The organism is uncultured Aquimarina sp. (assembly GCF_947492965.1).
Taxonomy (GTDB): domain Bacteria; phylum Bacteroidota; class Bacteroidia; order Flavobacteriales; family Flavobacteriaceae; genus Aquimarina.
Map to the genome: position 1 here is coordinate 733,605 of NZ_CANLOZ010000001.1, position 25,719 is coordinate 759,323.

22 protein-coding genes and 1 riboswitch are annotated in these 25,719 nt (G+C 32.8%); of the genes, 11 read left to right on the plus strand and 11 right to left on the minus strand.

Annotated features, from left to right (window positions below; translation table 11 throughout):
• Positions 1-2: 2 nt before the first annotated feature.
• From Q1B37_RS03060 to Q1B37_RS03070, 3 genes are all read right to left on the minus strand, one after another.
• Positions 3-575 carry a hypothetical protein gene (locus Q1B37_RS03060; protein ID WP_299895264.1) on the minus strand — a complete coding sequence of 191 codons (573 nt, stop codon included), beginning with the start codon at positions 573-575 and terminating at the stop codon, positions 3-5.
• Positions 576-664: 89 nt separating this feature from the next.
• Positions 665-1,594: a hypothetical protein gene (locus Q1B37_RS03065; RefSeq protein ID WP_299895267.1), complete on the minus strand. Its 930-nt coding sequence runs from the start codon at positions 1,592-1,594 to the stop codon at positions 665-667.
• Positions 1,595-1,612: 18 nt separating this feature from the next.
• On the minus strand, positions 1,613-3,361 hold the full coding sequence (locus Q1B37_RS03070) for a phage baseplate assembly protein V (protein WP_299895270.1): 1,749 nt from the start codon (positions 3,359-3,361) through the stop codon (positions 1,613-1,615).
• A 382-nt stretch (positions 3,362-3,743) separates the two neighbouring features.
• Here Q1B37_RS03070 and Q1B37_RS03075 point away from each other — a divergent pair, with 382 nt between their 5' ends.
• Together Q1B37_RS03075 and Q1B37_RS03080 are read left to right on the plus strand one after the other, a co-directional pair.
• Entirely contained in the window at positions 3,744-4,283 is a 540-nt protein-coding gene (locus tag Q1B37_RS03075) for a hypothetical protein (RefSeq protein ID WP_299895273.1), read from the plus strand.
• A 72-nt stretch (positions 4,284-4,355) separates the two neighbouring features.
• Positions 4,356-4,871, plus strand: coding sequence for a DUF302 domain-containing protein (locus Q1B37_RS03080; RefSeq protein WP_299895276.1), 516 nt, complete (start codon positions 4,356-4,358; stop codon positions 4,869-4,871).
• Position 4,872: 1 nt separating this feature from the next.
• Here the strand turns inward: Q1B37_RS03080 and Q1B37_RS03085 are convergent, their stop codons facing one another.
• The 8 genes from Q1B37_RS03085 to metK all read right to left on the minus strand — a co-directional run bounded on the left by Q1B37_RS03085 (position 4,873) and on the right by metK (position 13,317).
• On the minus strand, positions 4,873-5,217 hold the full coding sequence (locus Q1B37_RS03085; protein ID WP_299895279.1) for a hypothetical protein: 345 nt from the start codon (positions 5,215-5,217) through the stop codon (positions 4,873-4,875).
• 87 nt (positions 5,218-5,304) lie between these two features.
• A complete protein-coding gene (locus Q1B37_RS03090) occupies positions 5,305-8,217 on the minus strand; it encodes a patatin-like phospholipase family protein (protein ID WP_299895282.1) in 2,913 nt (970 codons plus the stop codon).
• A 93-nt stretch (positions 8,218-8,310) separates the two neighbouring features.
• Positions 8,311-9,231 carry a hypothetical protein gene (locus tag Q1B37_RS03095; RefSeq protein WP_299895285.1) on the minus strand — a complete coding sequence of 307 codons (921 nt, stop codon included), beginning with the start codon at positions 9,229-9,231 and terminating at the stop codon, positions 8,311-8,313.
• A 53-nt stretch (positions 9,232-9,284) separates the two neighbouring features.
• Positions 9,285-10,316 carry a hypothetical protein gene (locus Q1B37_RS03100; protein ID WP_299895288.1) on the minus strand — a complete coding sequence of 344 codons (1,032 nt, stop codon included), beginning with the start codon at positions 10,314-10,316 and terminating at the stop codon, positions 9,285-9,287.
• Positions 10,298-10,741 (minus strand): hypothetical protein, encoded by a 444-nt coding sequence (locus Q1B37_RS03105; protein WP_299603176.1) that lies wholly within the window; start codon positions 10,739-10,741, stop codon positions 10,298-10,300. Before Q1B37_RS03105 ends, Q1B37_RS03100 begins: the two co-directional genes overlap by 19 nt.
• Positions 10,742-10,989: 248 nt before the next feature.
• Positions 10,990-11,307: a hypothetical protein gene (locus tag Q1B37_RS03110; RefSeq protein ID WP_299603173.1), complete on the minus strand. Its 318-nt coding sequence runs from the start codon at positions 11,305-11,307 to the stop codon at positions 10,990-10,992.
• Between the two features lie 193 nt (positions 11,308-11,500).
• Positions 11,501-11,875 carry a hypothetical protein gene (locus Q1B37_RS03115; RefSeq protein ID WP_299895291.1) on the minus strand — a complete coding sequence of 125 codons (375 nt, stop codon included), beginning with the start codon at positions 11,873-11,875 and terminating at the stop codon, positions 11,501-11,503.
• Between the two features lie 185 nt (positions 11,876-12,060).
• Positions 12,061-13,317, minus strand: coding sequence for a methionine adenosyltransferase (gene metK / locus Q1B37_RS03120; protein ID WP_299895294.1), 1,257 nt, complete (start codon positions 13,315-13,317; stop codon positions 12,061-12,063).
• A gap of 360 nt (positions 13,318-13,677) precedes the next feature.
• A riboswitch (SAM riboswitch) is annotated at positions 13,678-13,784 on the plus strand.
• A 119-nt stretch (positions 13,785-13,903) separates the two neighbouring features.
• Here metK and Q1B37_RS03125 point away from each other — a divergent pair.
• The 9 genes from Q1B37_RS03125 (at position 13,904) to cysD (ending at position 25,692) form a co-directional block, all read left to right on the plus strand.
• Positions 13,904-15,193 carry an O-acetylhomoserine aminocarboxypropyltransferase/cysteine synthase family protein gene (locus tag Q1B37_RS03125; protein ID WP_299895296.1) on the plus strand — a complete coding sequence of 430 codons (1,290 nt, stop codon included), beginning with the start codon at positions 13,904-13,906 and terminating at the stop codon, positions 15,191-15,193.
• Positions 15,194-15,260: 67 nt separating this feature from the next.
• Positions 15,261-16,241 carry an alpha/beta fold hydrolase gene (locus Q1B37_RS03130; protein ID WP_299895298.1) on the plus strand — a complete coding sequence of 327 codons (981 nt, stop codon included), beginning with the start codon at positions 15,261-15,263 and terminating at the stop codon, positions 16,239-16,241.
• A gap of 13 nt (positions 16,242-16,254) precedes the next feature.
• Positions 16,255-18,666 (plus strand): bifunctional aspartate kinase/homoserine dehydrogenase I, encoded by a 2,412-nt coding sequence (thrA, locus tag Q1B37_RS03135; protein WP_299895301.1) that lies wholly within the window; start codon positions 16,255-16,257, stop codon positions 18,664-18,666.
• Between the two features lie 30 nt (positions 18,667-18,696).
• Positions 18,697-19,122 carry an OsmC family protein gene (locus Q1B37_RS03140; protein ID WP_299603157.1) on the plus strand — a complete coding sequence of 142 codons (426 nt, stop codon included), beginning with the start codon at positions 18,697-18,699 and terminating at the stop codon, positions 19,120-19,122.
• The gene (locus Q1B37_RS03145) at positions 19,119-20,297 is read left to right on the plus strand and encodes an aminotransferase class I/II-fold pyridoxal phosphate-dependent enzyme (RefSeq protein WP_299895304.1); all 1,179 of its coding nucleotides are present in this window, start codon (positions 19,119-19,121) and stop codon (positions 20,295-20,297) included. Before Q1B37_RS03140 ends, Q1B37_RS03145 begins: the two co-directional genes overlap by 4 nt.
• Positions 20,298-20,406: 109 nt before the next feature.
• Positions 20,407-23,616, plus strand: a complete 3,210-nt coding sequence (gene porU / locus Q1B37_RS03150) for a type IX secretion system sortase PorU (protein WP_299895307.1) — start codon at positions 20,407-20,409, stop codon at positions 23,614-23,616.
• A 164-nt stretch (positions 23,617-23,780) separates the two neighbouring features.
• Positions 23,781-24,047, plus strand: coding sequence for a DUF2061 domain-containing protein (locus Q1B37_RS03155; RefSeq protein WP_299603149.1), 267 nt, complete (start codon positions 23,781-23,783; stop codon positions 24,045-24,047).
• 29 nt (positions 24,048-24,076) lie between these two features.
• Positions 24,077-24,703 carry a phosphoadenosine phosphosulfate reductase family protein gene (locus Q1B37_RS03160; protein ID WP_299895844.1) on the plus strand — a complete coding sequence of 209 codons (627 nt, stop codon included), beginning with the start codon at positions 24,077-24,079 and terminating at the stop codon, positions 24,701-24,703.
• A 50-nt stretch (positions 24,704-24,753) separates the two neighbouring features.
• Positions 24,754-25,692, plus strand: coding sequence for a sulfate adenylyltransferase subunit CysD (gene cysD, locus Q1B37_RS03165; RefSeq protein ID WP_299895310.1), 939 nt, complete (start codon positions 24,754-24,756; stop codon positions 25,690-25,692).
• The last annotated feature ends 27 nt before the right edge of the window (positions 25,693-25,719 follow it).

The window sequence follows — 25,719 nt, forward strand, 5'->3', positions numbered from 1 at the left end:
AACTAAGTGTAAATTTCGGTTTTAAGTCTTTCATTACCGATTATTTTTTCCTTCTTAGAGAAATCCGAATCTTTTAATTCTTCTGTTATATGGTTATATAATTTTAAAAATTCAACATACTCTGGATTATTATCATTCCCCATCATAATGCTTCTAATAATAATATTTCCTTTATTAAAGGATCGAATTCTTAATATTATTGCCTTATTTGTTTTATTTTGTTTTTTATTGACAAACTTTATTTGTTTTACATCGGAAAGGTTAGTTTCGAAAATAGTTTTGAATTTTTTCTTCAAGGATATAGTAGCTTCTGCTTTATCGAAACTAATAATTATCTTGGATAAAAAAACTTTTTCAAATAAATACAATGCAATAAAGGTTAACGGTATGGATACTAAAGCCAGCCTTTTTAAATCAAGAAAAAGCATTGAATCAGAGTCTTCTTGCCAAATTATTTTTGTAATTATCTGTCCTGGAATTATGATCAAGAATAATATCCAAATAATAAAAATAAGTGCAGGCTGCCAATTATAAGTATATACAAATGCTTTAAATTCAAATTCTTTTTGTTTCATCTGTTTATATTTTATTGTTTTAGAGGTCATATGGAATCGCCAATAATCATATTGGTGGGTATCAACAATTGTTATGGCTTATTTCATAATTACAACTTTCTTAAACTGTACTTACAAGTACTTTGAATATTGTGCTCTACATCTTCTATAATAGTTAACTCTGCATCGTTAATAATTCTGGTAGTTTTATCGATAGTATAACGGGTTCTAAATGTAAGTGCATATGTTGTAAAACTATATTTTATCAAAGGCTTATGCAAAGTATCGTATTGCGTTTCTATTTCTTGTAATAAACTATCATCTAAAATACTATCCGCCACTTTTCTAATTGTAATAGATTTTTCGTTTTCTTCTATTACATCATATCTTATTTCCATAGGGACTTTTACCTGTGGAAATAATTGAGAGGTATACATATATTCTTCTCCTGGTATCTTATCCAGATCCTTTGCAGTAAGATGTTTGTCAAATAGTACTAGATATAATAAATCTCGCTGATAGTCCTGCTCCATCATGCTATTGGATGGGGAAAATTGTTGTTCTCCCTCTTTTAAAATATTCTGATACTGAACAGGATTATCTTTTTTAAGACTTTTAATAAATTCAATATCTTTTAGTTCATTCTTTTTAAGAGCTAACCAATTTTCAAATATTTCTTCTCTGTTAAGTATTTTGCTTAATCGACCATCCTTATCTAAGCTGAATTGTATATTATTTCTAATCTCTTCAGTTTTAGAAACAAACTCATATACCTTTCCCATTACTGGCGGCATGAACTCATAGTGTAGATCATTTAGAAGTACAGATGCTTGTTTGTTCTGGAGTTCTAATTGGATTTTGTATTGTTTCTTTAATTCTGAGTGACTTCTAACTTCATCTTCTATTTTAGTAGCGTTCGTCTGAACAGTTCTATAGAGCAGATTTTCTCCTGATATCGTAACTTTTTTTACTGGGCGAATCGTTGTTTGTTCATCCTCATTATCTAGTAAAAAACTTCTTCTTTTTTTGGGTGTTGACATTGCAATAAGTAGTATAAATTAGTTGATATCCACTTTGCTACCAGTTACTTTGGCATTTTTGTTAAGAAGTACCTGACTTCCGCTAGATCGGTTATCCAGACTTTCTTCACCATTGATCAGAATGTTTTTTCCTTTTAATATAATATTACCATCTTTATTAAGAATCAAAGAACTATCTCCAATAACAATTTGAAATTGTGTTTTTCCTTCAAAAACAATGTTACCGTCTTTATCCATTACAAACAAGGTAGACTTATCTGCCACATTTACCTCATTCCGCTCTTGGGCGTTAATAAGTGCAATTCCGTTTCCATCTAATTTAATTCCGGAAGTACCCTTATCTGTAATTGTTGTGGATCCCTCATTATCATCAAATACCAATTGATTTCCACTTCTTGTTTTTAGAGCTTTGATATCGTTTTTTTCAGTTTTCCAATCAGAAGCATTTTTAGATCCGTTGTATAAAGCTCCAAGTACATAAGGCTTTTCTGCATTTCCTCCTTCAAAACCAACCAAAACTTCTTCTTCAATTTCAGGAGTAAAATGGAATCCTTTTTCTCCTCCAGAATGAGGAGTCATCATCCGTAGCCACGGAGTAATGTCTCCTGTCGGTTTTTGCCAAGGAAACTGTACTTTAATTCTACTTAAACCCTCTGGATCATGATTTTCCATTACTGTAGCAATTTGGATTTCACTTTTTGGAAATCTACTAATATCCATCTTTGGATATGCTTTAAAATTTGCATCTACAGCTTCAAATGTATTTGTGTAAGAACCTCCTTCGATATTGGTATGGGTGATTTTAATAATTCGATAGCTTCCGTATCCTTTAATAGTAACTATTTCACCTAAGTTTACTCCTGGATTATCAGAGGAACCTTTGGCAATCACCTGTCTCATCGCTCTAGATTTAGTAAAGTTCTCCACTTGTTTGTCTAATCTAGATTTTAGACTGGTATCTGTATATAGGTTATTATACACCTGCGTTTGCTTATTAAATAGTTCTTTGGATTTTTTATCGGTAAAACCGTGATATCCATCACTTGGAATAGAAACGTCTTTACTGCTTTTTTGATGTATTTCATCAGTGAGATAGTCGTTGGTGAAATAGTCAAATGAATTAGGAACCGAACTAAGTTCTACTGTAAATTTCTGTAAGTCCACTCCGTATTTTAACTCTGTTTCGGCAGTGCTAGGGCTACCAAATACTAGTTTCTGTCCATCATAATAGAACCATTCATTATAATAAGCGGCTAATCTACTCGCAAAACTAAATGCACTTTGATCATGTTGTACAGAATAATGAATGTTGTCTGCTAGGGTAGGTTTGAAATCTGTTTCTAATTTTCCCTTATCATAACCCTTAAAGGTTTTTTCTAAAATTTCTGACAGAGTCATATCGTTAAAAGAGGCATGATGTCCTCCATCATCTGATAAAATGGAAGTGCTCTTGGCTTCTAAAGTGACTAAATCTCCAGAAGATTGCTGAAAACCTTTGGTAGCTTTTACTTTGGTCACTACGCCTTTAAATTCTAATTCTTTATATCCTCCAAAATCTGAAATAGAGCTAATTTTTACCGTGATAGTTCCTCCAAGGTATTCCTTACTATCTCCAATTAACTCTTCGGATAGTTTTTCTACCACATCTGTTCTACAAACCAATGCTAAACTATGATGCGCATCTATTTCTTGATCTATTTTTAGACTTACGTATGAAGTAATAGGTACCCCTGAAATAAAAATTTGAGTAATAGTTTGTAAAGCCATATGGAATGATTTGAGGTTTTATATTAGTGTAATTTTGTTGGTATTTGTTACTGTAAAATTTGATCTTTTTGCTAACGCTAAAAATATAATTCTTATTGGAGGGTTTTTCCCCTTTGTTCAGGGTTTTCGATGATGCGCAGTTAAATCGGATAAATTGTATAATACATTTTTAAATTAACAATAATAGGTTAATATCAATTTGATTAAGAAAAACAAGTTTGATGTAGTCAATATTTTCGTCAAAATGATTTTTTAGAAACTTTGATCTTTAAGAGTTATAATAAAATTATAATTGGACCAATTCTGTTTTAACAATATGTTAATCTCCTTACAAATTAGAAAATGTTTTGGTTTTCTAGTATCTTAGTATAAAAAGTAAGGAATGCTTAGAAATATCATAGTATTATTTCTGGTAGTAATATGTAGCTCTTGTAATCGGGGAAAACAACAAGAAGAACCTACAAATGAATTAAAGGGATGGCAAGTCGTGTATGTCAATGACGATCAAGGAAATCCTCTATCTGGAAATATTAATGACCTAAAAAAAGCCGTTCGACAAGGATGTGTTGTTCGTGTGGGTTGGGGAATAAAAAATGAGTACAAAAAAGATCGTTTGCGTAGAACTTTTGAAGTAGAACATACTGCAGAAGCACAATTTTTAACGATTTCTGAAGGCCATGTATTTGCGCAACTGGACCGAATTATGGGTCAAGCACCTTCTCGAGAGCGTCCTAAAATAAATCTTGTAAAGACTCATTATTGGCATTCTGTACTTGGAACCACAGGAGAAATGACTCAGGTATACCAAGATCATCATGATATAGATAAAAGTGATGAATTTATAGAAGATGTAAAAATGACTTGGTATGTAAATGCAAATGATTGCGACTATAAAGGTAATCCTAATCAACCTTTACATTAAAATCAGAATGCTATGGAAATGATTGTTAGTAAATTCCATCTGATAATTGAAGAAAAAATAAAATATAAGCAGATGAAACAATCTATCATTTTTACGCTTTGTGCTTTCATGTTGTTTTCGTGTAATCAAGCAACAAAAGATACGTCTAATACCACGAAAAATACAGAAGAAGAACGTATGGAAATCACTTCAAAACAAGGTTTAATTATTAAGAAAAGCACTCAAAGTTTCGATAAAACCTATTCAAAATTAGTAGATATCATAGAAAATAATCCTAACCTTAAGATTATCGCACAATTAGATCATCAGGTAAATGCTGCGTCAGTGGGCTTAACTCTAAATCCAACAAAAATTATCATGTTTGGCAATCCAAAACTAGGCACGCCTCTGATGCAGAGTGCGCAATCTACTGGACTAGATCTTCCGCAGAAAATATTAGTATCGCAAGATGATCATGGTATTGTACAGATATCCTATAACGACCCTCAATACCTACGACAACGTCATGGAATAGAACATAAAGACGAGGTACTTACTAAAATAAGTGGAGCACTGGATAAAATAACATCTGCAGCAGCAGGATTATAATTTAATTCTGAAGTTTTACTTTAATAGGCCCTCCACTGGAAACGTAGCTTCCTCCAACTTCATCTAGATTGACATTTAGCTCTTCGCTTGTACTTATTTTATTAATATCTACTCGCAATTGATCATAAGTGCTTACTCCTTTGATGTTTACATCAATTTCATCGGATGTATCTAGCTTTACAGTAATGGTTCCGTCATCATTAAGAGGTACTAGTCCATAATTTAATGGTGTGGAAGATTCGCTAGCATATGCTTTCGGGATAATATTGATGTCTTTGATTATAATTATAGATAAGGCAATGGCGATAATGGTAAGAACTACTTTGGTATAAGTATCAGTTTTCATAATTGATATATTTTGTAAGAAAATCATCAAAAACCACACCGAGACGTGGTTTTTGATGATTTATAATACGGTTAGATTAGTAATATACTATTCTCGTAGTAATTTTTTGTCTAAAGATTCGGTTTGTTCTTTAAAATACCATCCTTCTTGTCCATTTGATAGTTTTTGTAAATCAATTTCTAATAATGGATTTACATGATAATTAATGTTTTTTAGTGAATAATGTAAAGAGGTATTTTCATCATTAATAGATGGTTTTATCAATGGAAGATTGAATTTATCCAATCGCATTTCTATGATAATATCTTTATAGTTATTTTCGATAGCAATACGTTTTCGTTTTGGATATAAATTACCATCAATGTCGTTGGGCATTTGTACCTTGTCTGATAGTGATAAACCAAGTCGATCGATTTCTATGGAGTCTATTTTTAGGAAATCTGCGTTTTGTGAAGTGGCATTGGTTCTCAAGATATTTTGCTGTTTTATATATTCTAAAAGTGATACTTGGAAATAGTACTGATACCTCTTTTTGTTTCCTGAAATTTTAATAATATGCTCAACAGCCTTTCCTTTTTTTATAGTATCATCTGCACAACGAAACATAAGTTTTTTATTGAGCTGTATATCACTAAGAATAGAAATAGTAACCGGTTCCAAGGGCATATAATTTATTTGATCAACTCCTTTACGTATAAGATTTTTTAAAATATTTGATCCTCGCCAAGGTGATTTTTTAAAAATCGAAGAAACAAACAATCCAGCGGATACAATAGGCATTGCTAGAGTACCTAATAATGATGTTGCTACGAACGGTATTTTTAATAAAATAAATTTCAAATATTTATTACTTAATAGTGCTCCTTTTAATCGTGTAACAGAAGGATTGAAAAGGTTTTGTTCTAATGCCGCTGCATAAGTACCCTTATTATTAAAAAAGTCAATTTCTTCGATTTGATCGGTGAGTTTTTTTTCAAAATTCAGGAAGTTATCGCTTGCAATAAAAGGTCTGTTGGGCCTAAAGCCGCCTAAACTTTCTTTTAAAGATATTAAAGTACTTAAACGCGCAAAGGCAAAGGAATAGTTTCTTGCTTTCTCTGAGGCAAACCCACCAAAAGCTTCAATTTCACTTCCAGGGAGTTCTATCGTATTAAGAGTTTTGTTAATCGGAAGGATGGCAGCACGATATGCATTCTCATTTTTACCATCCGTATTTAGTGCAAAATCAGCGATCACTTTAAAAACGGTCTGCGCAAATACGTTTTGATTCTCTTTTTTAGTAAGTTTTAGAGTGTTATATACGGTTGCAATATCTAAGGATTTAGATGTTGCTATAGTATTGTCGATTAATTTTTTCAGTTTTTCCAGATCATCCAATTCCAAGTGGATACAAGCTTCGTGATTTAAAGATGAATCTTTGCAATTTTTTTCAATTTCAGCAAGAAAATAGATCATAGGATCTCGAGTTCCTAGAGATATCATGCCATTTTGAAGATTTTTGGTAATCTTATTAAAAGCGGTTGCAATGATTTCTACGGTTAGGTTATGACTCATATCTGTATTAGCGTCCAAATATTTGAAGATGGTTTTCCTAAGCTCAAAATTTTCTTGTATATCAATTATTTTATGCTCTTCTTTAATGCTTCCCTGATTGGTGAGTACTCCTAATATACTAGATACATTGCCAAAGAGCTTGCCCAATTCTTTCTTGAAAGAAACTTCGTTTCCAGATTTTTTTACTGGTGAAAAGGCGGATATTTTAAAAGAATGATATTGTTCTTTTCGTACAATAGGATCTACAAATAGGATTAGTCTTTCTTCATTGTTTGTTACTCGTCCAAAATCCTGAAAAGTTCCTATTTTAAAAGCTTCTCGAATGGGTTCGTTATTAAAAGTACCTCCGTCGATATATGGGAAATTAAAAGATTCATAATCTAAAGTATTGTTGTTCTCTTCAGCAAAGTAGCTGTTCTGTGTAAAGGTGTTATTGTTCTTATGCTGATGACCTACGATTTCCTGCTGTATTTTGCTAAAAGAAGAAGGCCAACTAGTATGCTTTTTGGAATCACCAAATTCTGCTTTGTATCGTTTTAAGATCACGGGTTCAAAGGCAATAGGAAAGGCTCCACAACCAAGTGCTGAAGCCGATATAGTAGCCCACGCACTCCTGTCTGTCATTTTGAAGTGTGTGGGCTGGTTTGGTTTTGGGTTACTGCAAAATTTTAACCAACGCGAATCGGTTTCTTTGCCGTCTTTTTCAATTGCTGTTTCATCGAAAACAAAATCTATAACTCGCAGTTCTGAGTGATTTTCTGATCCTACAGATTTTAAAAAGTTCTGTTGTAATCGATCCTTATCAGAATTTCCATTGGTACTATCTTTAGAAAAGTCAATTTCAATAGGTAATAAGTTGGTAAGAGAACAAGCAAAAATGACTCTCTTAGGATCTAATAACTGCCTTCTGGAAACATCAACTCCATCAGAAGTCATTAAATAGTTCTTCGTAAGATCTTCTAATAATTTTCGGTCTAATAAAGAGAAAGACTCGTTGGGTTTTATAGGGTTTTTAGAGCGATTTTCGTTATTATATAGTTTTACAGAATCCACTTCTTTAACCCATAGTTTATGCTGGATTTTTTGTGCTAGTTGAAGCGCTTTTAAGGTTTCAAACTTGCCTTTATGTTTTTCTGCTTTAGCGACATCATCGGAGAAGTATTCTTTGATAATTTCATTTAATAAATCCTGTTCGGTAAGCTGGTTATTTACCAATGGAATCATAGAGCGATAGTCTATAAGACATTTAAGCATTATAGTTAAAGCAATAGCTCCTGCACTTGCTCCACTCATACCATCTACGATTACCTGATCATAGTCATTATTGTCATTGTCTTTACCATAAAGAACTAATAATTTTAATGCTTCTGTTAACGCCGCACCAGAAAAAGAGCCTAATGAAACTCCTCCTCCCATCGCTAAACATACACGAAGTGTTTTTCCCATGATTTCTTGTGTTATTTGTTATACAAACATTTTATTTTATCACCGATTCGGTGACAAAATTTTCTAGGGGATGTTTAGCAAAAAAAAGCTTACTTAATCTCGATTCATATATCTCGATTTACTAATCTTTTGTTGCATTTGCGGAGCAGGTGGGGTTGTAGGGATATTTACCGGGGATGTTTCAGAGGTGTCTTCATTAGAATGTATATCTGTACTTACATCATCATTATCATTTGGATTGCTAGGATCAGGAGCTGTATCTGGTGCTTCGGGACTAACAGGAGTGCCTGGTTTCCCTGAGGTTTCGGTAGGAGTAATGCCAAATAGCGTGCCTGCTGCAGCTTTTAATCTTTCAGTAAATTCCTGAGAGGCAAAACCAGAAATAATAGCAAGACTCATAAAAGATACCATTCCTCTAAATGAAATATATTCATTGTCATAACTTGGATTAGCAGTAGAAGAAATGATAAGATGTGATATAAAAAAGATTAATAATCCAGATATGGCAGCCGTTAAAGGTCTAATAAGATAGGGGATAAATAAATTATCTGGAAAATATTGTTCTTCTCGGTAAAATTCAAAAATACCTCTTAGATTCGCTAATACACCTCCTAGCATTCCTGCTAGAAACATTACAACAAGCATGTCTAGAAAATTAACGTGCTCAACATCTTTCGCGATCTCTTCTTCTTGTTCATCTGGTGTAAGTTTATTCTTCTTTGCATCGGTAGAAACTGCTAAATTTACCCGTGTTTTAGATATGGCTGCTTTGGTAGTATCTCTAATGATTGTATCTATTTCAATGGGTTTCGATGGCATAGGTTGCACAGCAACGGTAGAGGAATCCACAGCATTGTTATTTTCATTTATTACTTCTTGTTTGTCTGTTTTTTTATTTTCTTCCTCATCAAAAAAATCTTTATCATATACCAGCACATAAAAGTAACTATACAAAAGTAACACTGAGGTAATAGCTAGTACAACATTGTATAAGATGGTTATTGTCGGTTTCATGAGTATTGGATCAGTATTGAATTTTTACTTAGATTATTTGTGTCTTTTATACTTCATTTTTTTGCTTGACTAAAATTCCATTTAATTCCTGGTTTTAGAATAACATCTTCGTCACCAGTAATTGCGTTAGTTTCTTTCTTTAGGGATACAAAAAGAGTAATACTCGGAATTAAATATGCCTCAGCATATCCACCAAAATCTATACTTTCTGTTATACTATTATGATATGCTTCTGCAGATAAAATTAGTTTTTGTCCATATTTTCTAAGTGCAATTCCACTAATGAATCCGTCATTATCTGTAGCTTGCGGTGTTTGTTCATAACGATACATAATCATTCCATTAATACTCATTCCACTTTTACCGAAATCATATTGACCTACAAGCCAAGCTTGATGTCTATAGGTAACAATGCTGTCGGTTTTAAAAGAGTTATCTCTTGCTCTACCAGCAATAGCATATCCTAGGGCTAGAGAACCTCCAGCTTTTTCCATGTAGCGAGTTTTTGCATTTATGTATGCTTGTTTTAGAGCAGGATTATCTACAACGGTTCCTGCATCATCAGAATTCATAGGTCCTGGATCTGTATCGGGGAGTAGCGCATTATCAATATCTTTTCCTAGTTCTTCATCGAATATAAGATCTTTACTGTCAAATAGTGTAGCTCTTAGTCCTCCAGAAAATAACAAATCGTCAGGGAAATCCATAGAATTTATAGTAGCGATAGATAATTGGAGATTTGCAAGAAATCTTTTCCCGTAATTATTTCTGTATTCTTTTACACTTTTTAGTCTGCCACCAAAAGCGAAATATGGATTGAAATCAAAAGCCAATCCAGGGCTTACTTCATTACCGCTTAAAAAATTACTAGCCAGTTGCGTAATAATTTCTTGAGGAGTACTAGCTCTCATGATAGTTGTAGGATTGGCATCTAGCACCGCGAAAGCAGGACTCTCAGGAACATTGTAATCCAGCTTAAAAGCGTAGGCACCTTGATTATCACCAGGTAATTCGGAATCTTGCGAATACCCAACAAGTGTAATAAAACTTATTAGTAGTAGATAACTTATTCTGTGTCTTTCCATAGGTCAGAAGTTGAAAAGTTATCATTGATAAGATGTTTGAAAATCACATGATTTCCAAATTTTAATTGTTTTCCATCAGAACATTTAGGAACAAGACGCGATGATTGCTTTGTCCATCGATTTTTTCCATCTTGTATCACAGTAATACTAAATTCTCCTCGTAACACATTTGGTATAGAAGAACAAGCATTGATAGACCATGCAAGAGAATCATTTTCTATTTCGTTCGGTTTTTCTAATAGAATAAATTCATCTACACCATCATCACCAGTAATAACATTAAATTTCTCTTTCTTTTCCCATTTCCCGTTTTGAAGTTCCCACAGAACAAAAATTGATCCGGATCTAATTCCGTTATTGGCGGTTACTCTAACTTTTAAAGAGCCACCGTCTGGATCAATTAAACAATAATTTGATTTCGGCATGATGGGTATGGTTTTAAGTTTTTGATATTTTTAAGCGTATTTAGATTTTAAAAAGAAAGAATGCTATCAATAGTTTTGGTTAAGATGGCAATCTATTGTGTCCAAATAGGATAAAGTTATCTTTATAAATCTTACTCTAAAAATACATTAAAACCTTGATATCAGTTATAGGTTAATACCCCTTTTTTTTGGTAAAATGCCGTTTTTAATAGTAAAGTTAATTTTGAAGTCAATTAAGCAGATGATTACTACCACTCTGTGATCTGGGTATTGACTTTTGATACCTTTATTTCCACGAATATTGTATCTACAGTTTTATAACTATGAATACCGTCTTTGCTCTTAGCTATTCTTCTTTTATTTCGTCTAATTTCTCTTTTTATTTTTCTCCATTCTCTATCAGCATCCTTCAATGCTTTCTTGTTGTTAGCTTTCTTGTTTTTGTCATTTTCAGTGTTAGAAGAATACGTTGATGTAGTATTTGTATTCTCCATAGTGGTAGCTTGTCCAATAAGATTTTGACCAGACCAAATCAAAGCGATAGTTAATAATATTCTCAATTTCATAATAGATGGGTTTTTAATTACTTGATTTACAGTTGCTAAATTAATTTATATTGTCATTCCAAAACAGAGGGAAAATGTCCCTTTTTGATCAGGAATTATCCCCTAGCACTATAGAACATCTTTAATTTATGTGTATAAACAAAAAAGGATGTCAACTTCTTGACATCCTTTTTTAACTATAATGAATTATTTTTTACCAACCTGATAGTTGCGATTTATCACTTGTTGTAGGTGGAATTAATACAAAAACTGTATCTACTATTTTAGAAGCAAAGATTTCTTTCTGGTCTTTCATTCTTTGTTTAGTAGTTAGCATCTGCTTTTTGATATCTGCCCATTCTTCATCAGAATATGGTCTCGATGATACATCTTTTGATGCTGATTCAGGCTCTTCAGGAGTTTTTATAATAAGTCTATCTGCAGAAACAGAATTGTCTTCATTATAAGAACCTTCTTCAATTTTAAGATCAACTTCTTTAATTGACTTTGTGTTGTTTTTGTAATCTTGTCCAAAAGAAAAACCAAAAACACAAAGCATTATAAAAGTAACAGCAATTTTTATTTTCATTTTAATACTTTTTGAAAAATTGATTATCAAGACTAAATATATTTTAAAATGATAACCTTTATTTTAATAATTTAGTATTCGTAGGTCTTCTTATAGTATCCGAAAATATGATCAATTAAAAATGATATAATTCCAAATATATAAAGTATTGGAGGCTATAAAGTTACGTGAAAATTACGATATAGTTATATCTGAAAAACTTTTTTTACCTGATCTACATAATCAAGCTTTTCCCAAGTAAATAATTCTACCTCTTTTTCAACCTTCCCAGAATAAGGACTTTCAAATACTTTTGTTACAAGCTTAGGTTGCTTACCCATATGTCCGTATGCTGCAGTTTCTTTATAAATTGGATTACGTAGTTTTAAGCGTTCTTCAATAGCAGCCGGTCTCATATCAAAAATGTTAGCTACTTTTTCAGCGATTTCTCCATCAGTAATACCTAAAGTACTAGTTCCGTAGGTGTCAACAAAAATCGAGGTTGGTTCCACCACACCAATAGCATAAGAAACCTGTACTAATACTTCACTAGCTACGCCTGCTGCTACTAAGTTTTTTGCAATATGTCTAGAAGCATACGCTGCAGAACGATCTACTTTACTAGGGTCCTTTCCAGAAAAAGCACCTCCACCATGAGCTCCTTTTCCACCATAGGTATCTACTATGATTTTTCTTCCAGTAAGACCAGTATCTCCATGTGGTCCACCAATTACGAACTTACCTGTTGGATTTATATGATACGTGATCTGATCATTAAATAAATCTTGAACATATTTTGGTAGTTGAGCGATTACTCTAGGAATCAAAATAGATACAATATCATTTTTAATTTTTGCTAGCATCACTTCATCGTCAATATCAAAATCATCGTGTTGAGTAGATACAACAATTGCTACAATACGTTGAGGTACATTGTCATCACTATACTCTATAGTAACCTGACTTTTGGAGTCTGGTCGCAGATAAGGAATTTCAGTGCCTTCTCTTCTTAATTTTGCTAGTTCGATTAAGATTTTGTGTGAAATATCTAAAGCCAACGGCATATAATTTTCCGTTTCCTTAGTAGCGTATCCAAACATCATTCCTTGATCACCTGCACCTTGCTCTTCTTTCATTTCTCTATCTACTCCTTGGTTAATATCCTGCGATTGTTCATGTATTAAAGAAATAACACCACAAGAATCACCGCTAAACTGATATGCTCCTTTAGTGTATCCTATATCATTAATTACTTCTCTTGCTATTTGTTGTACATCAAGATATGTTTTAGATTTTACCTCTCCAGCAAGAACTACTTGTCCAGTTGTTACTAAAGTTTCACAAGCTACCTTGGAATCCTTATCAAAAGCTAGGAAATTATCTAACAAAGCATCACTAATTTGATCTGCTACTTTATCCGGATGTCCTTCAGATACACTTTCTGAAGTAAATAAATACGCCATTTTTTGTTGTTTTTATAGAATAAACTATAATAAATAAGAAGGATTGCAAGTAAAGAAGCTTTCGATTTGAAATTGTATTATATCGAACTGCTTTAGCATTTATTCACTGAATTGATCTAGTCATAGTACAATGTCAGCTCTTTAGGGTTGCAATCAGTCAAATCTATCCCTTTTTTTATTAATTCGGCAAAGGTAAAAAAAATGATAATATTCGAAAGTATTTAACGTATCATTAATTTATTTACAATAAGAAAAACTTTTAAAGGGTGTTTTTTTAGATCAAAATAATTTTTAAGACAAATTGTTTCTAGTTGAAAAATAATTCTTAGTTTTGTTTCGAAGTTTCTTATACATGTTAGTAAGTTATTAAGAAAGGTGGAGGGAATAGACCCTATGAAACCTTAGCAACCCTTTAGTCATAAAGAAGGTGCTAAATTCTATTCGTCATTTGACGAAAAAGATAACTCAATGCAATTACTTTTCTTGTAATTGTTATTTCCTTTCTTTTTAATTTTCTATGCAGCCACTTTAAGTGACTGATGTATTTGAATTTTATCAATTATTTAAAATTTAAAAATAGAAAATTATGAGTGCACAAAAATTTGCAACAGAAGCTTTACACGCAGGTCACGATGTTAAAACTAACGGCGGAACCAGAGCAGTTCCGATCTACCAAACAACATCTTACGTTTTTAATGATGCAGATCATGCTGCTAATTTATTTAACTTATCAGAGCCAGGATTTATTTATACAAGACTAAATAATCCTACAAATGATATTTTAGAACAACGATTGGCAGCTTTAGAAGGAGGTATCGCAGCAGTTGTTACTGCATCAGGAACGGCTGCCATAAATACTACCTTACTTACGCTTCTTAAATCAGGAGATCATATAGTAGCTTCTAGTAGTCTATATGGAGGAACCTATAATCTATTAAATGTAACATTACCAAGATTTGGAATTACTACCACTTTTGTGGATCCTTCGGATGCTGAAAACTTTAAAAATGCTGTTCAGGAAAATACAAGAGTATTCTTTGTAGAGTCATTAGGTAATCCTAAACTAGATGTTCTGGATCTTAAAGCTATTTCTAAAGAAGCAAAAGCTTACAAAGTGCCTTTAATTGTGGATAACACAGTGGCTACACCAGCATTATTAAATCCAATTGAACACGGTGCTAATATTGTAATCCATTCGTTAACAAAATATATCAGTGGTAATGGAACTTCTCTTGGAGGCGTTGTCATAGATGCAGGAACTTTTGATTGGTCAAGCGGCAAATTTCCCGAATTTACAGAACCTTCTGCAGGATATCATGGTTTAGTGTATCATGATGCATTGGGAGCTGCAGCTTTTATTGCTAAAATTAGAATAGAAGGCTTGAGGGATCATGGTGCTGCTTTAAGTCCTTTTAACGCATTCCAAATTTTACAAGGTTTAGAAACTCTTGAGATTAGAATTAAAAAGCACAGCGAAAATGCATTAGCATTAGCTAAATGGTTACAAGAGCAAGATGAAGTAACCTGGGTGAAATATCCAGGATTAGAGAGCGATACCTATCATGAGCTTGCTAATAAATATCTTCCAAAAGGACAGAGTGGTATTATTACTTTTGGTGTAAAAGGAGGATTTGATTCTGCTAAAACTGTAGCGAATGAGACTGAGATTTTCTCTTTATTGGCAAATATTGGAGATTCTAAATCTTTAATTATCCACCCTGCAAGCACTACACATCAACAGCTTACTCCAGAACAGCAAGAATCAACAGGAGTTACACAGGATTTGATTAGACTTTCTGTAGGGTTAGAAAATGTAGAAGATTTAAAAACAGATTTAAAAGGAGCCTTTGCAAAAGTAGCTCAAAAAGTTAATTAAGAATCATATATCAGATTGATGGTTAATTCTTATTCTTTTGAAGATGAATAAGGGTTAGGCATATCAGATGAAGTTACATAATTCTATGCTTCAAAAAGTTCAAATAACGGATTTTATAACAGTAAATGGGCAAAAAGTAGCACAATTTCCTTTGTTCTATGAAGTGTTTGGAAAACCATTGCATACAGCTCCTATAGTTTTAGTAAATCATGCTTTGACTGGGAATTCTAATGTCTGTGGAACAAATGGTTGGTGGAATGGGCTTATAGGATCTGGTAAATCTATCGATATCAATCAATATACAATAATTGCTTTTAATATTCCGGGTAATGGTTATGATGGGGATGAAGATAATTTGATTTCCGATTATCAATTGTTTACTGCGAGAGATATCGCCAGGATTTTTGCTGAAGGGTTAGAACAATTAGATATAAAAACATTGTACGCTGCCATTGGTGGGTCTGTCGGTGGAGGAATAGCATGGGAATTAGCAGCATTGGAGCCAAAGCTGATGAAACATTTAATCCCAGTAGCTACGGATTGGAAATCTACAGATTGGTTAAAAGCAAATTGCTTGGTACAACAACAAATTTTGCAGAATTCTAAGAATCCTGTTTATGATGCTAGATTACATGCCATGTTGATTTATAGATCTCCGGAATCTTTTAAACAGAAATTTGATAGAAGTTTTAATGATGAACAGAAGATGTATAATGTGGAAAGTTGGCTTTTACATCATGGAGAAAAATTAAAGGAACGGTTTACACTTTCTGCGTATAAACAACTCAATTATGTACTTGCCAATATCGATATAACAGAGGGAAGAGGAAGCTTTAGAGATGTGGTAGCTACAATAGCATCTGATATTCATATTGTAAGTGTGAATTCAGATGGTTTTTTTACTGCTAGTGAAGATATGGCCACTTTTGAAGAACTTAAAAAGGTGAAAACAAATATTGCACATCACATGATAGATTCAGTGCATGGACATGATGCTTTTTTAATAGAATTTGATCAGCTAGGTGAATTGTTATCTGATGTATTTTAAAATGAATTAGAAAATGAAAATTCTAAAATTTGGAGGAAAATCACTTGCCAATGGAAAAGGAATCCATAAAGTGGTAGATATAATAGAAGATAAGGCAAAGAGTGGAGAAGCTTTGGCTGTCGTACTTTCTGCTAGAGGGAAGTCCACTGATGAGTTGGAAGAAATTTTGGAAAAAGCAGTAAATAATGAAAGCTACCAAGAACAGCTTGCTTCATTCAAAAAATATCAATTGGCAGAGTATGCTAATTTCAATGCAGATATAGAATTTGAAACCTTGGATAAATTATTTGAAGGAGTTTCTTTATTAGGTGATTATAGTAAAAGAATCAAGGATCAGGTATTATCTCAAGGAGAAGTGATTTCTGCTAAATTGCTTACCCATTTGCTCCAGGAAAGAGGTGTAAATGCTAATTTTACAGATAGTAGAGCTTTAATTAAAACGGATGCTACGTTTGGAGAAGCACAACCGCTAGAGAAGTTATCTAAAGAAAATGTTGTGAATCATTTTAAAAAGTATAACGGAGATACAGTAAATATAGTAACTGGTTTTATAGCTTCAAATACCAAGAATGAAACAACTACTTTGGGTAGAAATGGAAGTAATTATACGGCTGCATTATTAGCAAACTATTTAGATGCAGAGGAGTTGCAAAACTTCACCCACGTAAATGGTATTTATACAGCGAACCCAGATCTGGTAGCTGATGCCAAAAAAATAGAAAAGCTATCTTTTACAGAGGCTAATGAATTAGCTTATTTTGGAGCTAATATTTTACATGCAAAAACCATTATTCCTTTAATCGAGAAGGATATTCCTTTACGAATTTTAAACACCTTTGATCATAATGATAATGGTACATTAATTACGTCTGAAGCAAGTAAAAAAGGAATTAAATCTTTGTCTGTTTTAGAAAATGTGTCTTTAATTAATTTAGAAGGAAGGGGACTTCTTGGAAAAGTAGGAGTAGATGCTAGAATATTTAAAGCACTTGCTTACAAGAATATAAGTGTAAGTATTATTTCCCAAGGTTCTTCAGAAAGAGGGATAGGATTAGTGGTAGCTTCAGAAAAAGCAAATGAAGCCAAAAAAGTCCTGGAACAAGAATTTGAAGTGGATTTTCAGACACAAGATGTAAATACGATTACGGTAGAGGATGAGGTTTCTGTAATTTCTATTATCGGACAGGATTTAAGTACGTTTCATAGACCATATAATGCACTCATTAAAAATCAGGTTATTCCGTTACTTTTTAATAATACTGTTTCAGGCAATAATGTGAGTCTGGTCGTTTATAAAAAGCAGCTTCATAAGGCTTTAAATGTAATTCATGGAGAGATTTTTGGAGTGACGAAAAAAATTAATATTGCCATTTTTGGTCATGGATTGGTTGGAGGAACCTTAATCAATCAAATTTTAGAGTCTGCTGAGAAAATTAAAAAAAGAAAAAAAATCGACCTTAATGTTTTTGCAGTAGCAAATTCCAGGAAGGTGCTTTTGGATCCAAAAGGAGTGGGTGCTAATTGGCAATTAAATATAAATGAAGGAGTTACTTATGGAATTCAGGATATAATTGATTTTGCCAACCAATACCATTTAGAAAACTTAATTGCAGTGGATAATACAGCAAGCAAGGAGTTTACTGATAATTACCTGAAGTTAGTAGAGAATGGTTTTGATATCGTGTCTTCTAACAAGATTGCGAATACTTTAAGTTTTGATTTTTATAAAGATTTACGAAGTAAATTAGAACAGTATCAGAAACAATATTTATACGAAACTAATGTCGGTGCAGGTTTGCCTTTAATTGATACTATAAAACTACTGCATTTATCAGGTGAAAATATTACCAGAATTAAAGGTGTTTTTTCTGGATCTCTTAGTTATTTGTTTAATACGTTTTCTAAGGAGGATAGAGTATTCAGTGAAGTATTACGGGAGGCAATGGATAAAGGATTTACAGAGCCAGATCCAAGAGAAGATTTATGCGGAAATGATGTAGGTAGAAAGCTATTGATTTTGGCAAGAGAGTTAGACCTAAGTAATGAGTTTGTAGATATCAATATTCATAATTTGATTCCTGAAAACTTACGAGGCGGCGATGCGAGCAGTTTTTTGAATAAGATAGAAGAGTTAAACCCTGTTTATCAAAAAATAAAAGACGAGCAGCAGTCTAACCATGTTTTACGATATATTGGTGATTTACATGGTGATTTATTTGAAGAAAAAGGGATTCTGGATGTAAAGTTAGTGTCTGTACCAGAAAGTAGCGCGTTAGGTCAGGTAAAAGGATCCGACTCTATATTCGAAATTTACACAGAATCTTATGGAGATCAACCGATCGTAATTCAGGGAGCGGGAGCGGGAGCAGCTGTTACTGCTAGAGGAGTTTTTGGTGATATTTTGAGATTAACAGAAAAAGGATAAACTTAGCGAATAAAGAAACTTAAAAATAAAATGAAAATACAACTCAAAAGAATAGATAGCGATTACCATTTCGAATTAAAGAATGAAAGAGGTCATGTGACCTATATTGATAGTAAAGCTGAAGTGGGTGGACATGATCTTGCGCCAAGCCCGATGGAATATGTGTTGATGGGAGTAGCAGGATGTAGTGCTATTGATGTGATTTCTATATTAAAAAAACAACGACAAGAGATTACAGAGTACAGGGCAGAAGTAGATGGAACACGTGTAGCAATAGACGGTGCAAAACCTTTTAAAGAAATTTCGGTAACTGTATTTTTAGAAGGAGAAATCTCGCCAGAAAAGGCAAAAAGAGCAGCTCAGTTATCATTTGAAAAATATTGTTCTGTTTCTAAAACGCTAGAACCAACAGCTACAATTAATTATAAAGTAGTGGTTAATAATGAAGAAGTATGAGCTTAAAAAGCAATAATTTTGAAACTCAAGCAATAAGAACACAAACTGAAAAAACTCAGTTCTTAGAGCATTCTACTCCAATGTATATGACATCGGGATTTGTTTTTGAAGATTCCGAAGAAATGAGGGCGGCATTTGCTGAAGAAAAAGATAGAAACCTATATAGTAGATTTAGTAATCCTAACACAACAGAATTTGTAGATAAAATTTGCAAGCTGGAAGGAGCAGAAGATGGATATGCATTTGCAACAGGTATGGCTGCTGTATTTTCTACGTTTGCAGCATTATTGAATGCAGGTGATCATATCGTTTCAGCAAGATCAGTGTTTGGATCTACCCATTCTCTTTTTACTAAGTATCTCCCTAAATGGAATATAGAAACTAGTTATTTTAAGGTTAATGAAGTAAATACGATAGAGAGTCTGATACAGTCTAATACCAAGATTATTTATGCAGAATCTCCAACGAATCCAGGAGTTGATGTTTTGGATTTAGAAGCTTTAGGAACTATTGCTAAAAAGCATAATCTTTTATTAGTTATAGATAATTGCTTCGCAACTCCTTATTTACAAAACCCAATAAAGTTTGGAGCGGATTTAGTAATCCACTCTGCTACAAAATTGATTGATGGTCAAGGTAGAGTATTAGGAGGGGTAACCGTTGGTAAAAAAGAATTGATCAGAGAGATCTATCTCTTTTCAAGAAATACAGGACCTGCTTTATCTCCTTTTAATGCTTGGGTATTATCTAAAAGTTTGGAAACGCTTTCGGTTCGAGCAGATCGTCATTGTGAAAATGCATTGAAATTGGCAGAATTCTTAGAAGTACATCCAAAGGTAAATTGGGTGAAGTACCCTTTCTTGAAATCTCATCCGCAATATGAAGTAGCTAAAAAACAAATGAAGCTTGGAGGCAATATCGTAGCCTTTGAAGTTACGAATGGAGTAGAAGGAGGGAAAACTTTTTTCGACAGTATTCAAATGTGTTCGTTATCTGCGAATTTAGGAGATACTAGAACCATTGTTACCCATCCAGCATCTACTACACATAGTAAATTAGCAACGGAGGATAAACTTTCTGTAGGGATAACAGATGGAATGGTAAGGTGTTCGGTTGGTTTAGAACATATTGATGATATTATCGCAGATATAGAACAAGCCTTGGAAAAGATATAATGGTATAATATTTGGATATTCCAACACTAAAAATATAGTACATTTAACAGATGCTTTTGTGTAATTTAATTTGTTTTCAAAAGAATTTAGTTGGTGTAATTAATTTAGTATGAATAGACTAAATGTTATTAGTTTTTGCTTCCTTGCAGTTCATTTTGTTGCATTCTGCACCGGAAGAATGGATGTATTAGTACATGCGAATCTGCAACAACCTTCATTTCAAAAAGCATCTAAAATTCCATTATCGAACTCTGTTTTAACAACAGGAAATTGGTATAAGTTTTATGTTGCTAAGACAGGAGTTCATAAAATCTCATATCAATTTTTGAAAGATTTAGGGTTGGATGTTTCTAATATAGATCCAGCCACTATTAAAGTTTATGGTAATGGTGGCTCTATGTTACCGTTAAGAAACAAAGAGAATACTACTTTTGATTTAATAGAGAATCCAATAAAAATTGTTGGAATTAAAGATGGTAAATTATCTAAAGATACTTACATCTTATTTTATGGTCGTGGTACTGAGGGATATAATTCTGATAGTAAAACCCACATAAATTTATATGATGATAGGTCATTTTATTTTATCACCGCAGATGGTAAAAAAGGGAAACGTATTTCTGAAGCTAAGGATTCAATTAAAAAAGGTGATACGCTCATTACATCTTTTATAGACTACCAGTTTCATGAAACTGATGAATTTAATCTTGGTCTAATGGGGCGAAGATGGTTTGGCGATAAAATTAAAGAAAATGAAGAAAAACACTTTTCCTTCCATTTTCCTAATAAGGTAGATACAGCATCGGTTCACTATACCTTGATTGCTGCCAATCAATCTTATAAGTCCTCTAGACTAGAGGTTAAAGTTAATGGAAAACATCCAGAAAAGATTAGTTTTCCACCATCTTCTAATAATGTCTTTGCTAGAGAAGGTCGATTGCAAAAAACCTTTAGAACAAACTCAGATTCTATACGTTTTGGTTTAAAGTACTTCGTTAATGAAAAAGCCTTTGGAAAAGCTTTTATAGACTATATAAGTGTGTCTACAGAAAGACTATTGATAAATACGGATAAACCTTTAGAATTTGGAACACCGCTTTCTCGAAATATAGATAAAATAGCAACAGTACAACTATCGAATGCTGGTAAGATTGAAGAAGTGTGGGATGTTACAAATCCTTCGGAGCTTACTGTCTATAAAAATTATTCGCTAAATAATACATTCGATTTTAATATTCGAATGAATCAAGAAAGAAAGTTCGTCTCTGTCTTGTTTAATCATTTTTACACTCCTTTGCTACTAAAAGAATCGAAAGTAGAAAATCAGAATTTAAATGGGACCATTTTTTTGGATGATACAGGTAAGTTCTTAGATATTGATTATTTGATTATTACCACACACGAGATGTTAGGAGCAGCAAACAAATTAGCAAATTTTCATAGAGTTCATAATGGTCTTAATGTAAAAGTAGTTTCATTACAAAAAATTTATAATGAGTTTAGTAGTGGAAAAAAAGACATAGGTGCCATTAGGAATTTCATTAGGTACGTGTATAGTAATGCTTCTGAAGAAAATAAAAGAGTTTCTTATGTCTGCCTCATGGGTAATGCTACGATAGATTACAAAAATAAGTTAGAAGGAGTTTCAACTCTTGGAACTTTTAAAAAAAATGATGTTCCTAGTTTTATAAGCTACAATAGTTTTTCTAATACAAGATCATATATTTCAGATGATTTTTTTGTGATGATGGATCCCGAAGAAGGAACGATGCAGTTAAAAGATGACTTAGATATTGTAGTAGGTAGAATATTGGTAAACGATGCAAAGGAAGCAGATGAGTTTGTAAATAAATTTATAGGATACCATCAAAAGAGTTCTTTAGGGGATTGGCGAAATGATATATTATTACTTTCTGATGATATCGATAAAAGATGGGAAAGAGGGATTCAGGAAAATCTGGATAAATTGTCGGATTCAATAGTTGTGAAATATCCTTTTTTGAATATTTCGAAGATGTATAGTGATTCATATCTACAACATACCTCTTTCAGTGGTCAAAAATATCCTAAAGTCACTTCAGATCTAGTGAAAAGAATTCACAGAGGTGCAGCAGTAGTTGATTATTTCGGACATGCAGAAGAAGAAGGCTTTGGAATTGAATTCTTTTTTACTAAAAAAGAAGCCAGGGAATTAAGAAATATCAATCGACTTCCTTTGTTTATTACCGTTACTTGCTTGGCTACTCGTTTTGATAACCCACATACGACTTCTGTGGGAGAGTATCTTTTTAAGAATCCGAAAGGAGGAGCAATAGGTTTAATTGCAACAACAAGAGAGATTTTTTTGAGTAGTGGGATTAGAATAAATAATAAAGTTATAAGGTCTTTGTTTTCAGAGAATGGAGCATCATTAAAACCAGCAGAAGCAGTCTTGAAGTTAAAAAATAGTTCACGATTTCATGATAAAAGAAATGTGTTTTTTATTGGTGATCCGGTCATGTCGCTTCAGTTGCCTTCTGCTGGAGTTCAAATAACTCATGTTAATAACATACCGATCGATAAGTTTAAAGATACGTTGAAGGTGTTAGATAAAGTAAAAATATCCGGGCAATTGATAAATGATAAAGGAAGAGTTAAGAAAGATTTTAAAGGTAATATACAACTTACAGTTTTCGATAGAGAAAAAGATAGGGAAACATTGGCAAATGATCGAATTAAAGATGCAAAAGGTGATTTGATAAGGATGAATTATAAGAGTCAAGATAAGGTTGTTGTTCGAAGTAATGCAAGAGTTAAAAAAGGACGATTTGATATCAGTTTTGTGTTGCCAAAAGATATGGATGTTGCTGTGGGAACTAGAAAAATAAGTTTATACGCTCAAGAGGATAATACTACAAAAGACTTATTTGGTGTATATGACAAAGTTTTAATGGGAGGTATAAATAATGCTGTAGCAAAAGATGTCAAAAGCCCTAAGGTTAAAATGCTTTTAGGAGGTAAAGAGATTAAAGATATTAATGTTATTACCTCTAATACGAAAATGGAAGTATTTATTAGTGATGAAAGTGGTATAAATCTTTCAGAAGGTCTTGGGCATCAGATAGAATTGATCATTAATGGTGATGAAGAAAAGAGGGTTATTCTTAATAATTCTTTCAAAAATCAAAACGACACTTATAAAAACGGCGTAATAGAATACGCGTTAGAAGATATAAATTCTGGATATCATAGTCTTCGTTTTAAAATATGGGACAACTTCAACAATAGTACCACTGTAAAAACAGATATTATTATGATTGATTCAGAGGATTTAAGATAATTTGATTAATAATCTACTAATCTGCTAGGGTTTTTATTAATAATATCATAATTATTTCATTTCTAGTAATTTTTTAAAGTTTTTTAGACTTAATAATAGAATTTTATATCTACATTTGTTTAATAATCTACTATTCCGATAGGGTAATAGGTTTTAATTAAAAAATGGTTGTAGATCAAATGATATTAGATAAAGTAGCTACGAAAAAAACATCGTACGAAACTGATAGAGCTTCAGAAAAGCCTTTGCGCAGTGTTGCAAAAGCTATTAGCTGGAGAATCGTTGGTACGTTGGATACATTGATAGTTTCTTATGTGTTAACAGGAGAGATCGCTCTAGCTACATCTATCGCATCAATTGATTTTGTGACAAAGATGATACTGTATTTCTTTCATGAAAGAATTTGGAATCGAATCAAATGGGGAAAATAATTGCTATTACAGGAAAAGAGAAATTAAAGATGAACTTTACAGAAAAAGACATAGAAAGATTGAATAATACTTTAAAGGATAAGAGTCCTTTAGAAATTGTTCAATGGGCTGTTTTAAATGCAAAAACACCTGTGGTAACAACTAACTTTAGACCTTATGAAGCCGCAATACTAAATGTATGTGCTCAGGCTTTATCGGATATTCCAGTGATTTGGTGTGATTCAGGTTATAATACACCGAATACATATAGACATGCTGAGGAAGTTATTGAGTTATTGAAATTAAACATTAAACTGTATGTTCCTAAGCAAACTTCTTCTCATAGAGATGTGGTGATGGGGATTCCTGATATCGAGGACCCTAAGCATAAGTTGTTTACCGAACAAGTAAAGCTAGAACCTTTTAAGAGAGCAATGGCAGATTTTAAACCAGATGTTTGGTTTACTAACCTGAGAAAAGGACAAACAGCGTTAAGAGATTCACTAGATATTTTGAGTTTGAGTGGAGATGGAGTACTTAAAGTAAGTCCATTCTACTATTACAGTGATGCAGAGTTAGATGTGTATTTAGAACAGCATAATTTACCAAACGAATTTAAATATTTTGACCCTACCAAAGTGTTAGGAAACAGAGAGTGTGGATTACATACTAATTAATCTGGTGTAGTAGTGTAGGACGTAAAAAAGAAGATTAAAAAACACATTATATGGAAGTTATTGAACATATAAAAGAACAAGTTTTGGATAAAAAAGTACTAGAAGTAAATCCTTTGGAAAGTGAAGCAATTTATATTTTTAGAGAAGTAGTTGCTCAGTTCGAGAAGCCTGTATTACTTTTTTCGGGAGGGAAAGATTCTATTACATTAGTGCGACTGGCACAGAAAGCATTTTATCCTGCTAAAATCCCATTTCCTTTATTACATATTGATACAGGGCATAATTTTCCAGAAACTATCGAATTTAGAGATAGCTTAGCAGAAGAATTAGGAGTAGAATTAATTGTACGTAATGTTCAGGATTCTATTGATCAGGGCAAGGTAGTCGAAGAAAAAGGAAAATACGCTAGCCGTAATAGTTTACAAACTACAACACTTTTGGATGCTTTAGAAGAATTTAAGTTCGATGCTGCAATCGGTGGTGCTAGGCGTGATGAAGAAAAAGCTAGAGCCAAAGAACGTATTTTTTCGGTAAGAGATGATTTTGGTCAATGGGATGAGAAAAATCAGAGGCCAGAATTGTTCGATCACCTCAATGGCAAAATAGATTTAGGACAAAACGTGAGAGTATTTCCTATAAGTAACTGGACCGAATTAGATGTTTGGAGTTATATCCAGAAGGAAGGGATAGAAATTCCATCGATTTATTTTGCACACAAACGTAAAACGTTTGTTAGAGATGGTATGATATGGTCTGCAGAAGATGATATCGTGCATAGAGAAGAGGATGAACTGGTAGAAGAACGATTGGTTAGATTTCGTACAGTTGGTGATATGTCATGTACTGCTGCTGTGCTTTCTGATGCAATTACCATCGATAAAGTAGTTGCGGAAATAAGAGAATCAACAATTTCAGAAAGAGGAGCTCGTATCGATGATAAAAGATCGGAAGCGGCAATGGAAAAAAGAAAACAACAAGGATATTTTTAAAATTTTGTCATCCTAGCGTAGGCTAGA